Annotated in this window: 7 protein-coding genes and 1 pseudogene; 6 read left to right on the forward strand and 2 right to left on the reverse strand. The window is 61.0% G+C overall.

All coding sequences use genetic code 11. The features are described from left to right. Positions 1 to 609: 609 nt before the first annotated feature. Complete coding sequence (locus HED64_RS14590) at positions 610 to 1692, forward strand: carboxylate-amine ligase (RefSeq protein WP_168152729.1); 1083 nt, start codon at positions 610 to 612, stop codon at positions 1690 to 1692. Between the two features lie 81 nt (positions 1693 to 1773). Continuing rightward, positions 1774 to 2172: pseudogene (locus tag HED64_RS19930) on the forward strand (Tn3 family transposase); the annotation flags it as partial. 779 nt (positions 2173 to 2951) lie between these two features. On the opposite strand, the gene HED64_RS14600 reads toward HED64_RS19930, so the two are convergent. Further along, on the reverse strand, positions 2952 to 3347 hold the full coding sequence (locus tag HED64_RS14600; RefSeq protein ID WP_168152730.1) for a DUF6355 family natural product biosynthesis protein: 396 nt from the start codon (positions 3345 to 3347) through the stop codon (positions 2952 to 2954). Between the two features lie 509 nt (positions 3348 to 3856). On the opposite strand from HED64_RS14600, the gene HED64_RS14605 reads away from it, so the two are divergent. Further along, the gene (locus HED64_RS14605) at positions 3857 to 4510 is read left to right on the forward strand and encodes a dihydrofolate reductase family protein (protein ID WP_168152731.1); all 654 of its coding nucleotides are present in this window, start codon (positions 3857 to 3859) and stop codon (positions 4508 to 4510) included. Between the two features lie 103 nt (positions 4511 to 4613). Beyond that, on the forward strand, positions 4614 to 5345 hold the full coding sequence (locus HED64_RS14610) for a VOC family protein (protein ID WP_168152732.1): 732 nt from the start codon (positions 4614 to 4616) through the stop codon (positions 5343 to 5345). A gap of 45 nt (positions 5346 to 5390) precedes the next feature. Here the strand turns inward: HED64_RS14610 and HED64_RS14615 are convergent, their stop codons facing one another. Beyond that, positions 5391 to 6431 (reverse strand): LLM class flavin-dependent oxidoreductase, encoded by a 1041-nt coding sequence (locus HED64_RS14615; protein ID WP_168152733.1) that lies wholly within the window; start codon positions 6429 to 6431, stop codon positions 5391 to 5393. Positions 6432 to 6769: 338 nt separating this feature from the next. On the opposite strand from HED64_RS14615, the gene HED64_RS14620 reads away from it, so the two are divergent. Both HED64_RS14620 and HED64_RS14625 read left to right on the forward strand, forming a co-directional pair. Beyond that, positions 6770 to 7039 carry a hypothetical protein gene (locus HED64_RS14620; RefSeq protein ID WP_168152734.1) on the forward strand — a complete coding sequence of 90 codons (270 nt, stop codon included), beginning with the start codon at positions 6770 to 6772 and terminating at the stop codon, positions 7037 to 7039. Between the two features lie 143 nt (positions 7040 to 7182). Further along, on the forward strand, positions 7183 to 17685 hold the full coding sequence (locus tag HED64_RS14625) for a non-ribosomal peptide synthetase (protein WP_168152735.1): 10503 nt from the start codon (positions 7183 to 7185) through the stop codon (positions 17683 to 17685). The last annotated feature ends 22 nt before the right edge of the window (positions 17686 to 17707 follow it).

Raw genomic sequence — 17707 nt, forward strand, 5'->3', positions numbered from 1 at the left:
CCGGAACGATGTGTCCAGTCAAGATGGCAAGTACACGACTCTTGGCGGTTTTTCTTGGAATGTCGAGAGCTGGACGACTTCGAAAACCGACCCCTAACCTAAACGTGCAAGTTTCCAGTGTTCTCCACGAACATGGATCCGGTTACCAATTGGCGGTCCGTGCATGACCCAAAACTGATCCTGCCTCATGGGTTGACGCAACGTGGACGCGACGGCCGTTGAATAACTATTTCAGGAGGGAATCATGAACGTCTTGTACCCGGACGCCGATGGATCAGTACCCCAGCCGCTTCGCATACGCCTTGATGGAAAATCCGAGCCAATTCTCCTTCCCCCGCGCTCGCGGCCTTCATGCGATGTCTGCCAAACGGATGAATACTTGGTGTTCGAGAAAGTCGCCCCCGTCTGCGACCCCGGAACTTCCCGTCCCGTTGCGTGGGACGTCGACTGCTGGTGCGGAAAGTGCGAATCATTTTACGGCTTTCGGGCACCCGCAGATTCCCATGGCCAGCACATGGTGTAACCCAACTCCCCGGAGTGCTTCTTGCACCCCGGTGAATCCATAGATCAGCGGATCATCTCGATAACGGAAAGACGTGGAGGCGACTCATGCGTAGTTTTGGTGTGGAGGAAGAATTCTTTCTGCTAGATAGTTTTACTGGCCTGCCGACGGCACCAACCGCTTCGACCCGGGCCGAGCTACTCTCGCTGACTGTCGAGGGCAGCACCACCGAGGGCGAGTTTCTCGCCTGCCAGATCGAAAGCAACAGCCCCGTCCTGAAAACTGGAAAGGACGCTTTTCACACGGTTCAGGCCTACCGCAGCGCGCTTTCCCTGCTCGCTCGGGACGCGGGACTCATGGCGGTGGCGCTGGGTACACCGCCTTTGATCTCCGGCACACCGGCAGTGATCAGTCCTTCGGCCAGGTATCGAACCATCAATGACTTCTGCGGGAGAATCACCGCCGAGCATTACCTCTCGGGACTGCATATTCATGTGGGCGTCGAGGATCCCACGGCCGCAGTCACTGCTCTGAATGAAGTACGCCGCTGGCTTCCCCTACTGACAGCGATTGGCTCCAATTCGCCGTATTGGAAGGGAGCCGATTCAGGGTTCGCGTCCTGGCGCAGCATCCACTACCGCCGCTGGTCGGTGCAGGGCATCCCTCCGCGCTTCCTTGACGCCACGGACTACGAGCGGAGGATACAGCTCATGATGGATGCCGACGCGGTACTGGATTCGGGCCATGTTAGCTGGGCTGCACGACTCTCCACCCGCTATCCCACCCTGGAAATCCGCGCGGCAGACTCCCAGATGAACGCATCAAACACCGTCCTGCTCGCCTTGATCGCCAGATCCTTGATCGATGCGAGCCTCAACGGTGCCGCCACCGGCTTCGACCCCCTCCCAGAAGCCCTAGATTTGGCGCAATGGCAGGCAGCAAAATTCGGATTACGTGGAAACCACATCAATCCCGTCAATGGGAAGAGTGCCTCCGCCGCACAGATGCTGTCATCGATGATGGATTTCATTCTCCCGGCGCTCAGGAAAAACGGCGATGACCAGTACGTGATCGCAGGACTCGCCCGCATCATGGAACAAGGCACCGGTGCGGGGCTGCAGCGGCAGCACTTCCATGACGGCGGATTCAAGGCAGTACTGACCCGGGCTCAGGAGCTCATCACCGATTAGTATCCGAGGGACCCACCCAGAGCAGTGTGCGGCGACCCACCAGAAAGCCTCCTGATGCGATGCTGCAGGAGCTGGGCACAATGGGAGCGAACTCTCTTTCAACTGCACTGGCTCCAAGTTCCCAATCTGCGCAGCAATGTGTCAGCCGAGCTGAACGAGGGAGAAGCTTAAAAAATCATTGCTCGAGCTATTTTCTTCAATCGCCTTGGAGAGATCCGTGACCGGTCTGTCGAACAGCAGTGCTACCGGGCTTCAGCACGAAATTGCCTCCCCGCGGCCATCCTTTTCTGGAACATGTTCTAAGGAGAGCGCACCATCACCACCTTGAATCTGGAGGGCACCACTACAGACCACTAACTGCTAGGGTTCCTCTCACCCCTGGGACGAGAACGCGTCAACCTCACCAGCGGTTACACCGGACGGCGCACTAACCACATCACTGCCGGCAAGGACAGACCACGACGGCAGCCGAGAAAACCGAATCGCTGGAGGTTGCACTTTTTCACAAGCCGCCCTAGTAGGCTCCCTGCCGCGAGGTGAATACGACATGGGGTCCTAACCGGCAGTGCGTTTAAGATTGCGACTTAACCCTGCAGAATTAGCGCTAGTTGGAGTTAAGACCACACTCGATGACTTTTTGGGTCATTCCTAGCGGAGGGTCTTGGCTGACGGCCTGGCTGTTTCTAACCTGCAGGTACTGTGAGCGGTCAGCTATCTGTCAAAGGAGCGGAAGTGGCTTCAGCTGGAGAAACGGCAGAGCTTTGCCCGCATCGAGGACACCGTTATCGAAGGCAGCATGGACCGATTAATCCGTAACCTCGATGACCCGCGGTCGCGGGTTCTGACACTTACTGGCCTGGGGATGCGCATGGAGTTCATGAAGGAAAACCACATAAATGATAGCGACGACTCGCCCGAGCTAAATTCATGCTCAACACCAATGTGAGGGCGCGAACCTGACCGGAAAGCGGGGCTCCGACCAGGGTCGCGAGTGAGACTGCTCGATCGAGCGAATCGCAGAACCTGGTCGCCGCGGCGATACGGGAGAGCTGCATGTAGCCTCCCCGGCGAATACTGCACCAACCGCAAACCGGGTACCAAGTCATCGGCCAAGGTGCCTACTCGACAAACGTGTCGGCTCACGACACCCTCAGCTGTGCACGACCTTCAACGACAGCATCAACGTGACCGAAAGAAAGAAAACCGGCACGGTCATTCACCAGCAAGATGCTGTTGAGGCAATCTTGAAAATGGCGAAGTTAACCGTCTGGATTACTACAGGTGTTCCCATTCGAGCTGGCACCGGTAATAATTCCATACACGTACGGGACCAACGAATGATCGCCAGGCGACAAGCACAGCAACGTGCTACCCCCGCCCAGACCCGGAGGAGCACCAGGGGCGATGATGGAGGTCACATGGACCCAAACATTTTCTCCCGTGGTGCTGCAATGGTTATATTGCGCCAAGATACCGCTCATGTAGAACCCGCAGGTGGTGTTGGCTGCGGCTTCAGCTGGCGCGGCACTGACCTCTGAAACGGCGCTTGCTTGAGCCGGTGCGACGCCAAGACCGACCGGAATTAAGAGAGCCAAAGCTCCAATTAAGCCGAGGGTTTTTCTACGTGATGGGCGCTCCGTGAATAATGACTTCATGCTCGTTTCCTCTCGTTGAGAAGCTGACGTGTCGTGTTATCAATATGTTTTCAACGTATCAGGTTTGAACTTCATCTGGATCACGAAGATGCAGAAGGCAGTCATCGCAGCAGTCGCGAGGCCGTGTCCCAAAATTCTGAGATGCTGGCGCAACCGTCCATCAGACATCGGTCCGGATGGGCATTTCAGACCGTCCAGTCAGCGGCCCTGACGACCGGTGGACCCGCGGTTGGCGCCTAGCGAGTGGTCGGTGTCCCGGGCTGCGGTTCATCTGGGGGCTACGACTCTTCACTCCTTGGTACCGCAACGACCAATGGCCTCTGACGGATCAGGCGTTTGGGCGTTGAACGGCCGATCACGGGTTGTTTTTCATGTCTCAGGGTCTCTAGGAGCTCGCCACACGCGGCTTTGAGGCCTCGGCTGTTGAACCTCCTTGCTCGGTCTAAGCTGAGTTAATGAGTTGGCGCGAGCGGGCAACACCGCTTGGTCAACATCTCAAGGAGAGCGTCATGTCACGGTTACGGGTCCACAATTTCAGTGTTTCGATCGACGGCTTCGGCGCTGGCCTCAACCAGAGCCTTGAAATTCCACTCGGAGTTGGCGGCGAAGATCTGCACCGGTGGATTTTTGCCACCGAATTCTGGCACGCACGCACCGAGGAACACGGTGGTAGCCGTGGGGTTGATAATGCCTGGCTACAGGCAGGTGAGGTGGGCATCGGCGCCACCATCATGGGCCGGAACATGTTTGGGCCCATCCGAGGTCCGTGGGACGCCGATGAAAAAGCGGCGAGCTGGCGCGGCTGGTGGGGCGAGAACCCACCGTTTGGTCACGACGTTTTTGTCCTGACCCATCATGCGCGCGATCCCTTAGTCATGGAGGGAGGCACCACCTTCCACTTCGTCACCGCTGGTCTGGAAACCGCCCTTGAATTGGCCCAAAGCGCCGCCCACGGGCAGGACGTCCGTTTGGGTGGTGGTGTTGCCACCATTCGCGAGGCAGTTTCCACCGGGCTGGTGGACGAGCTGCATCTTGCGCGGGTTCCCATTCTGTTAGGAGCTGGGGAGTCCCTAGCCATGGACAACTTAGTCGGTGCTGGCTACCGAGTGGATTCAACCGAACTGGGCGAAGGCGCCATGCATGTTCGTTTGGTTCGTGTCTGAGCGGTGCGAATCAGCGCTAGGATCCCTGAACCCGCGGCGCAGACGCAGCCCCTGAGCGCATGTAGCCTCCAGCTACCGCGTAGCTGATGGTACTTTGGTGTCCATGGAGCTGGAGAACATTGTTTTTGATGCGCTTGACCCGCGACTACTCGGCATGTTTTGGCAGGACCTGCTCGGCTGTACACAGCTGAGCGATAGTGCGGAGGGATTCGAAACCAGACTCGGTGTTGCCAGTGGGCCCACGCTGGACCTATGTTTTCAACCCGTTGGGCACCCCCCGGCCGAGCACCAAAGGCTTCGACTTCGACTTAACGGCGGTTCCATCCCAGAACGAGTCATGACCACCGCCCTGGACCTCGGCGCCTCGCACCCGGTTAACGGGCAGAGCATCGAGCCGGGGCTGGACCTGAGCGATCCGCAAGGAAATGCCTTCAGCATCAACGAAGGATCACCCGATCAGCACACCAGCGGAGCGGTCGCCGCCATCACTATCGAGTCGGCCTCCCCCGCCCGAGATGTAGAATTCTGGGCCTGGCTCAGCGGATGGGACCAGGTGAAATCCGAGACGTCACCGACATTGCTGCATCCATCGGGGCGCGGGCCCCGTATGGAATTCATCAAGCAGCGGTCACCCAAGACGGCATCAAAAAACCGGATACACCTTGACGTGCGACTCTCACGCGGCGATGACCCCGACCGGGTGGCCGCGGACATCACCACGCGCGGCGGGGTGGAAATACACCCGGACTGGGGCACACTTCCTTGGCGCGTTTATCAGGATCCCTCGGGCAACGAATTTTGTGTGTTGCCAGCGCACTCACGGAGCAACGATTAAGCGGAAGCTAACCTGTTCCTGACCTGAGGGAGGCGTCGGCCCGGACTACGTCTTCGGAACCCAGCCCAACAACGGCCCCAGGGTGGTAGCGATGTCAGTGAGGATTTGGACGTAGTCCTCATGATCGAAGCTAAAGGGAAGTGCGAACGCTACCTCGTCGACTTCTTGGAAACCGAGGTGGGCCTGGAGCTGCTCGGCGATCTGCGCACTGGTTCCAATCAGGTCCGGGGCAAAGAGCATCGACTTGGGCCCCTGCGGAGCACGAGTGCGCGGCAAGCGTTCGTCCACATAACGCTGGTACTTCTCACGTTGAGATCTGCTCGCCGAATCCGTGGGGATGACCACTAGCCCCTGGGACACCCGTGCCTGGCCGCTCGCCGTGAGCGATACCGCCGCAGCCTCGCGGTAGGCCCGGATTTGCGCTTGCTGGATTGCGGCGAATGAGGGTTCCTGCCCGGGTTCCGGAAAGATCACGCTACTGGTGAGCAGGTTAAAGCCGCTCTCCCCCGCCCACCGAGCCGAGCGCATACTTGCCGCCCCATACCAAAGTCGTTCACGCAGCCCAGCAGAATAAGGTTCAACGCGGCGTGAGAACTCCTCAACCACTCCGTGTTTACCCTCAAACTCACGCACTGGCTCACCGGCAATCATTCGGGCGAGCCGTTCCACCCGGGAATAACCGAAATCCTCCGACTGCGCCGTGTCTGGATAGAGCTCACCTTTAACCGTGTCAAAGTTCATCGGCACTCCCACGCTCAGGCCCGGATTGATGCGCCCGCCGGAGAGTAGATCAACCGTCGCGAGGTCCTCGGCCAAACGTAACGGATTCTCCCATCCCATCGGGGTGACGGCCGTTCCAAGTTCGATGCGTGAGGTCCGTTGACTGGCAGCTGCCATGACGGCGATCGGTGATGAGATGCCGAATTGCAGATGCCGGTGGCGCAGCCAGGCGCTATCAAATCCCAGATGTTCGCCCAACTCGATGATTGACAGGGTGGATTCATGGCCCGGTGCAGGGTTCTGCGGATCAAAGAGACCGATGGTGAGGAATCCCAAGCGACGCAGCGGGCGTGGCGATGTGGGCATAGGCATAGGTCCCCTTCAAATTTGTGCGGTGCTTCACAGGCTACCAAGGCGTTGGGCGCAGAGGCTGTGCCCGCGCATGATCCGCGCCTTAGTCCTTAATATGGGTGGCTTACTCGTCCTGATTTGAGCGTTGGTACAAGGCCCTGATCTGGCTCTTCTCCCACGTGTGGCGGGCACCACTGAGATCCCGCAGTGCCGTGACTGTGATCCAAGATCCACCGAACCCACCCTAGGCATACCCATCCAAAGCGGCTGTGGCTCCGAATGACTCATGTTGCTGCCCTGCGCTTCATCGCTTGGCGGCCCGGAAACGTGACGACAATACTAGGAGATAAACCATGCAGAAGTCAGTGATGCACCTCGCCAAAATCGCCGCCGTGACGGCCGTCGCGCTCAGCGGATTCGCGGTGACCGCGGCCCCAGCCACTGCCGCAGCGCCAGCCCCTGTGGCTGCAAGTCATACCGGATCCCCAGCATCCACCTCACTTCTTGGCGGAAACTTCCTGAACGGTTCCCTCATTTCGGCTCCACTGGTCAACGGTCCGCTGATCAACGGACCACTGGTCTCTATCCCCTTCGGACCGGTACAGCTCGGTCAGTTCCAGTAGCCAGGGCAACTCTCCTGCACTAGCCGCCCGGCACCGGAAACACCCGCTGGATCACTCCAGAATCGGGCCCGGCACTCTGCGCCGCGCGGCATTCATCCCCGTGCCCAGCTTCTGGCTGGGCGTAGCTCTCCGTGAGAAGGACCATGCCCCAGCACGCCTATTCCCAATTTTCAGTCCACACCGGATCACGTCGTGACCTGACGGCAGCACAACGGGGCATCTGGTACGCCCAGGAACTTGACCCCGAAAACCCGATGTACCAAATCGCCCAGTATGTCGAGATTCACGGCGAGCTGGATTCGGATGTACTGGCCGAGGCCGCGCAGGCGGCCGTTGCGCAAACGGACGCCCTGAATGTGCGATTCGCCGAGGACGACGATGGCCCGCACCAGATCCTGCATCCATCGCGCGTACAGCTTAACCTCACAGATCTGCGGGACTCCCAGCAGGCCACAAACGGCCGATCCCATGAAGGCGGAGCACTGGAGCGTGCCCGTGTGTTGATGGATGAGGACCTGGCCACGCCACGCACCATGGCCAGCGACGAGTTGCTCCGCTTGGAGCTCTTTCACATCGAAGACGCCCGGTACCTTTTTTATCAGCGCGTCCACCATGTGATGCTTGACGGTTATTCCGCGGTGCTGGTGCTGCGGCGCATTGCCGCGCTTTACCGCCAACTGCTGGCCTCCACGGCGGAGCAGTCTTCACCATCTGTGACCGAGCCAGAAAAGCTCACCCGGTTCCCCTCACTTGATGTGTTGCTCAGTGAGGAAACCACCTACCTCAATTCGCCTCATGCCGCTTCGGACCAGGCCTTCTGGGAGGATAGCTTGTCCCATCACGGGCCCGCGGTGGGACTAGCCGCACGCCCCACCGGCCAGGCCAACAGGCTGATTCGGCTCTCTAAGCAGTTACCCGAAGACATCGTTGACAACCTAAGAAACGGCGCATCAACGGCCCCGGCGACGATCCTCGCCTCCGTGGCGATCTACCTGCACAAGATGACCGCCGAGCGAGATATTGGACTGTCACTACCTGTTACTGCCCGCCGGGGCGCTCTTGCCAAATCGGTGCCGTCCATGATGTCCAACGTTGTTCCGGTACGCATGAAAGTGTCCCCGGAGGCCACGGTGCAAAATACCGTCGCCAATGCCGCGGCCGCGTTGCGCAATTCCCTGATCCACCAGCAGTTCCGGCTGGAAAGTCTCCACTCCCGCACGTCCTACAGCGGACCATCGGTCAATATCCTGCCAGTGATTGAAAAGATCGCCTTTGGATCCGCGAGCGGCTCCATGAACATTCTCTCCACGGGGCCCATCGACGATCTGTCAATTGTCATCCATGGGCTGCAGCCGAGCACCGACACCCCCGGCTCGGACACCGGGATCATCACCATGCAGTTTGAGGCCAACGCAGAGCTGTACAGTCGCGATGCCGTTGAGGACCACTTACAGCGCCTGCTCGACCTGCTCAGGAAAATCACGGCGTCCCCGGAGTCAACGATTGCGGCGCTGACGCTCACCACGCCCGCAGAGGAACAAGAGCTGTTGGAATTGGGCGGTGCGACACTCCTGAACCTGCCGGCACACACCGTCGCGGAGGAATTTGAAGCCCACGCCGCGGCCACGCCGTCGGCGCGCGCACTTGTGGCCGCCGACGGTGAACTGACCTTTTCCGAACTTGACCGCAGGTCCAACCAGTTGGCCCACTACCTGCGCAGCAGGGGTGCTCGCGCCGGCACCTCGATTGCCGTGCGCTTGGGACGACACACACGGCTAGCCGTGGCGATCTTGGGGATTCTCAAATCCGGAGCCGCGTACGTCCCCATCGATCCGGAGTACCCCAGCGGTCGGGTAGAAGGCATGCTCGAAGATGCCAACCCGTTGTTGTTGCTCACCAGCAGTCAGTTCACCGAACCGCATACCACGCACCAGATGACCAGCCCCGTTCCCGAAGTCCTGCTCGACGCCGAGCTCCTGGCGGCAACTCTCGACGAATTTCCCGTCGTCCGGCCGGAAATATCTGCCGCGGGCCAACACGATCTGGCCTACATCATCTTCACCTCGGGCTCCACCGGGCGGCCCAAGGCGGTCGGAGTTGAACACCGGGCACTGCTGAACCTCTATATTGCCCACCGCGAAGATATCTTCCGCCCTGCCGAAGCGCGACTGGGCCGCACCTTGAAGGTCGCCCACACGGCGGGCCTGTCCTTTGATGCGTCGTGGGATCCGATCCTGTGGCTTCTGGCCGGGCATGAACTGCACCTGGTAGATGACCTCACCAGGAGGGACCCCCAAGCGCTGGCTCAGTACCTGAGCGAACAACGGATCGACAGCATCGAGACGACCCCCTCCTTCGCCAAGGTGCTCATTGCCGAAGGGCTCTTCGAGGGTGCCATTCACCCCTCGGTTGTGGCCCTGGGTGGCGAAGCCGTCGACCCCTCACTGTGGGGAATTTTGGCTCAGATCGAGGGACTCACGGCCTACAACTTCTACGGTCCGACCGAAACCACCGTGGACAGCATGACGGCGATCATGGAGCCCGGAAGCGCCCCACATTTGGGTTCTTCGGTGGCCAACAGCCGCCATTACATCCTCGACTCGGGCCTGAACCCGGTGCCGGGAAACGCCATCGGCGAGCTCTACGTGGCCGGGCATAATGTGGCGCGCGGCTACCTTGACCAGCCCCAGCTCAGCTCCGAGAGATTCATTGCCGATCCTTTTGCTTCGGATGGTTCGCGCATGTACCGCACTGGCGACGTGGTCCGCCGACGCGATGATGCGGCGGTTGAATTTCTGGGTCGCGTTGACCAGCAAGTCAAAATCCGGGGCTTCAGAATTGAACTCTCGGAAATTGAGGAAGTACTGCGCGGTGCGCCAGGGGTGGTCCATGCAGCCGTCGTGGTGAACAAGAATCGGGCTGGATTCGACCGGCTGCTGGCCTACGTCACCAGTGATGAGGATGTGGACACCAGCGCAGTGCGCGAAGCCACCCGCCGGCTTCTCCCGGACTACATGGTGCCCTCCGCGATCGTCCAAGTACCGCTGATCCCGCTGACCCCAAACGGAAAACTGGACACCAAGGCGCTGCCTGAACCCGAAAGCGTCAGCACGTCGGCAGCTCCCAGGAACGAAGCCGAACGCGTGGTGGCCACGGCGTTCGAAGAGGTGTTGGGGATCGATGACGTCGGACGAGATGACGACTTCTTTGAGCTCGGTGGACACTCGCTGCTTGCCACGCGCATGGTGGCGGTGCTGCGTTCCATGCACGGTGCCGCCCCGACACTACGCACCGTCTTTGAATTTCCCACCGTTGCCGGCATCGCCCAGTCGCTGGGCGCGCCCACGGCTGAATCCCATCCGTTGCGGCGCCACCTGCGCCCCACGCCGCTGCCTCTTTCTTACGCTCAGCGCCGACTCTGGTTCCTCAACCGCTTCGACACCGCATCCGGGGCCTACAACATTCCCATCGTGCTTCGACTTTCCGGCCAGCTGGACGTCGCCGCCCTCGCACTGGCGATCAACGACGTCGTGGCCCGGCATGAAAGCCTACGCACCGTATTCCCCGTTGACGCTGGTGAACCAGCACAACTCATTCTCGGCGCAGATAGCGCCAAGGTGCCACTTGCCGCCGTGCAGACCACCAGCGCGAACCTGCAGAAAGTTCTTCACGCCGAATCCGCACGCGGCTTCGACGTCACCGCCGAGCTTCCGCTACGCGCCGCACTGCTTCAGCTGGACGCGCGGAACCACGTGCTGCTGCTGACCCTGCATCACATCGCCGCCGACGGCTGGTCGCTGGCTCCGCTGGCGCGCGACTTATCCACTGCCTACACCGCGCGCACCGAACGCACAGCACCGCAATTCACCGAATTGCCCGTGCAATACGCCGACTACACGCTCTGGCAGCGAGAGGAATTGGGCAGTGAGGAAGACGAAAAGAGCCCGATTTCTCGGCAGCTCGCCTTCTGGAAGAACGAGCTGGAGGGTTCAGCTGAGGAACTTGCCCTCCCGTTCGATCACGCCCGCGGAAAACGCCCCGGCTCCTGGGGCCCGGCAACTGTGCCGGTACGGATCAGCCCCACGACCCACGAAAGCCTCGCGGCGCTGGCCAGGGCACATAACGCCAGCCTGTTCATGGTGCTCCAAGCAGCATTCGCGGCCTTGCTGAACAAGCTCGGGGCCGGAACAGACATTCCCATTGGCACCCCCGTGGCTGGCCGCCCGGACACGGCCCTGGACAACCTCGTCGGCTTCTTCGTTAATACCGTGGTGTTGCGCACCGATACCTCGAATAATCCCACGGCCGGTGAATTGATTGACGCCGTGCGATTCACGAATTTACGGGCCTACGCCAACCAGGATGCGCCCTTCGAACGCGTCGTGGAAGAACTTAACCCCGTACGCTCGCAGAATCGACACCCGTTGTTCCAGGTCATGCTCACGCTGAGCAGCGGAGCACTGGAAGAGCTGAGCATGCCGGGCCTTAAGGCGGAAGCGGACCATACCGCAGAACCCGGCGGCGCAAAATTCGACCTGCTGCTCGACCTCGCCGAGCAGGGCCCCGGCGCCGGAATCAGCGGGTCCCTGGGTTTCGACGCGGCACTCTTTGACGCCGCCACCGCCACCCAGATCGCCGCCTTCTTCGAGCACGTAGTGGAACAGTTTGCTACCAACCCACGGACCCCGTTGTCCAGACTTGAGCTGATGACCCCGCAGGAAACCGCACTCGTCTTAGCCCAGGGGCACGGACCCGCGACGGAGAACGAAAACGCCACAGTACTGGACGAATTCGCTGCCACGGTGGCCCGAAATCCCACCCGTATTGCCGTCAGCGATGCGACAGGATGCCTCTCCTTTGCCGCCTTGGCCGAGGTGGTCGAGGAACTCGCCGCAGGACTCATCACCGCCGGGGTGAATCCCGGAGACCGGGTCGCCGTCGCGCTCCCCCGGACAAACGACGTGGCGTGTGCCGCCCTGGCAGTCCTAAGAGCCGGAGGCGTGTATGTTCCCGTGGACCTGGCCTACCCGAAGGAACGGATCGGGTTGATTCTGGATGACAGCGCTCCGAAATTGATCATCGCCGAGGGGAATCTTGCCGAACTGCGGCTGGCCGGGCACGGCACATCGGCCCGGGCGGCCTTGTCCGCGGTGACACTGGGCCCACTGGATCCTGCCTACCTGATCTACACCTCCGGATCCACCGGTACCCCCAAGGGGGTGTGCGTCAACCATGGAGCCCTGGCCAACCTCTACGTCCAACATCGAACCACCATCTTTGCGCAGACATTCGGCAACGATGAGGCAGGGACCGCCTCCGTGGCGCATATTGCCGGGCTGGGCTTTGATGCCGCGTGGGATCCGATGTTGTGGCTCATCGCCGGTGCCACCATGCACATGGTCAGCGACGAGATCCGGACCAATGCGCAATTGCTGGTGGAATTTTGCGCCGTGAACGACATCACCGTTCTGGAAAGCACACCCTCATATGTCAGTGCGTTGCTACTGTCCGGTCTGTTGCAAACACCACGTCGCACGCCGCTGACGCTCGCCGTGGGTGGTGAAAGCGTATCCGAGCAACTCTGGCAGCAACTGGCAGAGCACGATGGGGTGGTGGCCTACAACTTTTACGGGCCCACCGAGTTCGCCGTTGATTCGGTACTCACCCGTATCAGCGGCAGCGTGCCGAACATCGGGCACACTATCAACAACGTCACCAGCTATGTCCTCGACGAATACCTCGCCGCAGTTCCTCCCGATGTCACCGGCGAGCTGTACTTGGCCGGTGCCGGAATGGCAACCGGTTATGCCAATCGCACCGCCGAAACGGCCAGTCGATTCGTGGCCAACCCGCATGGCGATGGCTCACGCATGTACCGCACCGGTGATCTGGTGCGGTACCTCCCCGAGGGAGAACTGCAATTCGTGGCACGCGCCGATGACCAACTTAAGATCCGTGGCTTCAGGGTAGAACCGGGCGAGATTGAAAGCGTGATCGCTGGCCACGAGAACGTGGACCGCGTCGCGGTGGTAGTTGAGAGCAGTGCGGCGGAGCGAATCATTGGATACTACGTGGGCACCGCAGCCCCCGAGGAATTGTTAAGCTTCGCCGCCCGCCGATTGCCCACCTACATGATGCCCGCCGTCCTCGTCGCGGTGGCCGAGATCCCGCTGACCTCGCACGGCAAGTTGGACAAACGGGCACTTCCCGCACCGGCTGCTCCCGGCTCCGGATCCAAGGCGCCCCAAACCGTCCAGGAACTCAAGGTCTGTGCTGCCTTTGGCACCGTGCTGGGCGCCACCGAGGTGGGCCTAGATGATGACTTCTTTGAACTTGGCGGTCATTCGCTGTTGGCTGTCTCGCTCATAGCGGCGCTCCGCGAGGCCTTCGGCAGAGAACTGCCGCTGCGGGCGGTCTTCGAGTCCCCCACCCCGGCGGCATTGTTGGCCAAACTTGAAGTCATTGTGTCCGAGCATAGCGAGAACTCGCCAGCACGTTCCGCTGGAACGTCGGTGCAGCAATGGGCCAAACAGCACAAGGATCATCAAGCGGGACGGATCCCGCTCTCCTACGCACAGTCACGGTTGTGGTTCCTCAACCAGCTTGACCCCGGGTCCGCCGACTACAACATTGCCTTGGCCGTGCGGCTCACCGGAGAGCTCAACGTGGAAGCCCTCGCGCAGGCCATCGACGACTTGGTGGCCCGTCATGAGGTACTGCGAACCAGCTACCCCTCCCACCAGGAAACGGCCGAGCAACTGATCCATCATCCTGCCGATGCCACCGGCATGATGACTCGCGCCAAGGCCACGTCCCCCGATCAAGTGCGGCGAATGCTCGCGCAAGCCGCAGCAACCGGCTTTGAGCTCTCGAGCGAACTGCCGCTGCGCGCCCTGCTGATCGAGGTTGATCACGATCAATGGGTGCTGCAGCTGGTCATCCACCACATCGCCAGCGACGGGGCCTCCCTGGCACCCCTGGCCAGAGACATCTCTACCGCCTATTCCGCCCGTTGCAGTGGAGCGAGCCCCATGCAGCGTGCACTGGGCCTTCAGTACAAAGACTTTGCCGTGTGGCAGCGCCAGCTGCTCGAAGCAGAGGATGAGAGCGCGGAACCGGTGCTGGAAGCCAAGCTGCGCAGCTGGAAGGAATCTCTTGCCGGCGCCCCGCCGGAGCTGGCATTGCCCGCCGACGGTCCACGCGCGCCGGGGGCTCGTCAACCCGGCGGCCAGCAATCCTTCACCCTCGATCCGAGGACAACAGCCAGCCTCTCCCGGCTGGCCGGGGCACAAAGCGCCAGTCTCTTCATGGCCTTGCACGCTGCACTGGGCGGTTTCCTTGTGCGCAGTGGCGCCGGGACAGATCTGGTGATTGGTTCGCCTACGGCAGGGCGCTCCGATCCTGCCCTAGCCGAGCTCATCGGCTTCTTCGTCAATACCGTCCCGATACGGATGGACGCCTCCGCGAACCCCACCTTCCGTCAGCTACTGGATGTCGCCCGACGAAGCGTGCTTAATGCCTTCGACCATGACGATGTTCCCTTTGAGCGTCTGGTCGAGACCATCAATCCGCCACGCGAACTGGGACGCCACCCGGTGTTCCAAACCATGCTGACCGTGGAAACCACGGACCGTGCCGAAGTCATACTTCCCGGAGTTCATGCCGTGGCCGAACCGGAGACCGGCACCGGGGATGCGAAGTTTGATCTGTCCTTCACGTTCCGTGAATTTGGTTCAGGCCAACACCTGGCCGCCACGTTGGACTACAACGCGGCGATGTTCAGCGGGGTCGCGGTCAACACGCTGCTGCGTCGATTCGTAGCCTTTGTCCAATTGGCAGTGCAGGAGCCGGACCGCCCCCTATCGACCCTTGAGTTACTCTCACCGGAGGAAATTGGTTCGCTGCTTGCCTCCACCACGGGAGCTCTCAGTGCTGGCACCACCCCGAACGTCTTGGAGGTCTTTGCCGACACTGTTGCTCGGCAGGGTGCCGATACCGCAGCGGTGTGCGGTGCCGAATCGTTGTCGTTTGCTGAATTAGATCAGGCCGCATCGGAGGTGGCCAGTGCCTTGCATGCGGCCGGGATCAGGGCAGGAGACCTGGTTTCGGTGTACTTGCCCAGATCATTGGATACCATAGCGGCCACCTTGGGAGTGCTGAAGGCAGGCGCTGTCTATAATCCGATGGATACCGACTACCCAGCAGAACGGCTGAGCGCGATCCTCGAGGATTCCGGGGCAGGCGCAGTCATCAGCACCAAAGGATTGGAACGGGAACTGGCCGGGCATCTGGCTTCGGCAAAAATGTCCCACACTCCGGTACTGAGTATGGAGGATCTAACGGGCACAGAAACAACGAAGCAACAGCAGCCCACGCACCCGGCGCCTGGCGGAGCGAGCCCCACCGGGCTGGCCTATGTCATGTTCACATCCGGCTCCACGGGCAGGCCCAAGGGCGTGGAGATCAGTCACGACGCCCTAGCCAACTTGCTTGCGTCACATCGTGGAAATCTGTTCCCCGACGACCGGGACCGCAATAAACAAGGACCCGTTCGTGTGGCACACAGCACGGGTGTCGGCTTCGATGCCTCCTGGGATCCGATGTTGTGGATGATCGACGGTCATGAACTACACATGATCACCGACGACGTCCGACTGGATCCACAGGCCCTAGCAGCGTACTTCGCCGATCACGGCATCGGGGCGTGGGAGACCACTCCGGGCTATGTGCGACAGCTGTTGGCCGAACCGGATTTCACGGCGATGCTCGATGAACGTAAGCGCGCGGGACTGCCGGCTCTACGGCTCGCCCTGGGCGGAGAGGCATTCGACTCGGCCCTGTGGAGAGAGCTTTCCACTAACGATTCGGTGCGGGTCTGGAACCTCTATGGTCCCACCGAGGCCACGGTTGACTCCCTCATTGCCGAGGTGCCGCGCATCGCGGAGTCGGCCACGGCCAACGGATCTCCGATTCCGGTACTTGGTTCACCCACCCTGGACTCGAGGGTCTATGTCCTAGACGAACATCTTCAACATGTGCCAGCGGACATCCGCGGCGAACTCTATCTTTCCGGCCCGCAACTTGCCCGCGGGTACCGGGGTCGATCCGACCTGACCTCCGAAAGGTTTGTGGCTGACCCCTTCGGAAAACCGGGCGACCGCATGTATCGCACCGGGGATCTGGTCACTAGGAACACCGACGGAACACTGGTCTTCGCCGGACGAAACGACCAGCAGGTCAAGATTCGCGGCTTCAGGGTGGAACTGGGCGAAGTCGAACGCGCGCTGCGGGAGGTTCCCGGAATCGGCGCTGCGGCAGCAGTGGTCCGTAGGGAAGGAACAGTGAACCTCAGTGAGGCTCTTGGCGCCCCGAGACTGCTCGCCTACGTTGTGCCAGAGACGGCCCGAGGCAGCAAGCTTGCTCCCTCCGAGGCACTAGTGCTGGCTGACCTAGCTCAATCCCGGCTGCGCTCGACGCTGCCCGGTTACATGGTCCCCGCAGCCGTCGTTGTGCTCGAGCACATCCCGCTGACGCCAAATGGAAAGGTGGACACCGCTGCCCTGCCGGATCCTGCCGAACAGGACCGCCGGGCAGGGTTGCCACCGCGAACTCCGCGGGAGCACGTCGTGGCAGGGATCTTCCAAGAGGTCCTGTCCTTGGCTCGCGTGGGGATCGATGAGTCCTTCTTTGAACTCGGCGGACATTCGTTCCTCGCCCAACCGCTCATCTCCCGGGTGAATAAGGCTCTGGGAACCGATTTGCCGGTCCAGTCACTGTTCCGCTGTCCCACGGTGGAACAACTGGTGCTCGAAGCAACAAAGGGCACGACGGAAAACGTTGCCGACAGCCTGCGCCAGCTGCTTGACTTGCGCACCACCGGAGCCAAGGCGCCGCTGTTTGCCGTTCATCCTGCCAGCGGAGTCAGCTGGGGCTACTCCGCGATGCTGAGTCGTCTGGATAAGGAACGGCCGCTCATCGGGTTGCAGATGCCAGGGATGCTGCCGCAAAGCGATCAGGGACTTCGGTCGAGCACGCTCACCGAGCTGGCCGATGACTACATTGCCCGGATCCGTGAGGTCCAAGCGGAGGGGCCCTACCATCTGATCGGTTGGTCCTTCGGCGGGAATCTGGTGCACCGGTTGGCCACTAGGCTGCAGGAATTGGGGCACGAGGTGGCTTTCCTGGGTATTCTTGACGCTTTTCCCACGGCACAGGAACGCAACAGCGACATCGGGACGGGGCCCGAGCTGTGGCAGAACTACCTGAACGCCGTCGGCTTCTCCGTGCCGGCAGATCAGGTAGCGAGCTTAGATGGGCAGCGGGTGTTGGAAATCCTTCGGGAGAACCACAATCCGCTAGGCAGCATCCCGATCGATTCCCTGAACGCCATGGTGGAAAACTTCCAGGTGCTGGCCCGGATGATCCGGAATTCCGAGGTGCAGGTGTTCGACGGCGAGCTGTATGTCTTCCGTGCAACCCAGAACGTTCCGGAGGGCAGCGCGTCAACGCCGGCGTGGGAGCCGTTCGTGAGCGGTCGGATCATCGATACACCCGTCGAGGCGAGCCACTCGCAAATGCTGGGTGGTAGTGCGCTCGATCACATCATGCCGGTGTTGGCAATCCAGCTGGGTGAGGGCCCCGAATAACTCTTAGTGGTGGGGGCCCGGT

Source organism: Paeniglutamicibacter terrestris (genome assembly GCF_012271785.1).
GTDB lineage: Bacteria > Actinomycetota > Actinomycetes > Actinomycetales > Micrococcaceae > Paeniglutamicibacter > Paeniglutamicibacter terrestris.

Bases quoted from the DNA above. Each gene is read 5' to 3' on its own strand.
- HED64_RS14590 (WP_168152729.1), top strand. From the start codon at position 610: ATGCGTAGTTTTGGTGTGGAGGAAGAATTCTTTCTGCTAGATAGTTTT.
- HED64_RS14600 (WP_168152730.1), bottom strand. From the start codon at position 3,347: ATGAAGTCATTATTCACGGAGCGCCCATCACGTAGAAAAACCCTCGGC.
- HED64_RS14605 (WP_168152731.1), top strand. From the start codon at position 3,857: ATGTCACGGTTACGGGTCCACAATTTCAGTGTTTCGATCGACGGCTTC.
- HED64_RS14610 (WP_168152732.1), top strand. From the start codon at position 4,614: ATGGAGCTGGAGAACATTGTTTTTGATGCGCTTGACCCGCGACTACTC.
- HED64_RS14615 (WP_168152733.1), bottom strand. From the start codon at position 6,431: ATGCCCACATCGCCACGCCCGCTGCGTCGCTTGGGATTCCTCACCATC.
- HED64_RS14620 (WP_168152734.1), top strand. From the start codon at position 6,770: ATGCAGAAGTCAGTGATGCACCTCGCCAAAATCGCCGCCGTGACGGCC.
- HED64_RS14625 (WP_168152735.1), top strand. From the start codon at position 7,183: ATGCCCCAGCACGCCTATTCCCAATTTTCAGTCCACACCGGATCACGT.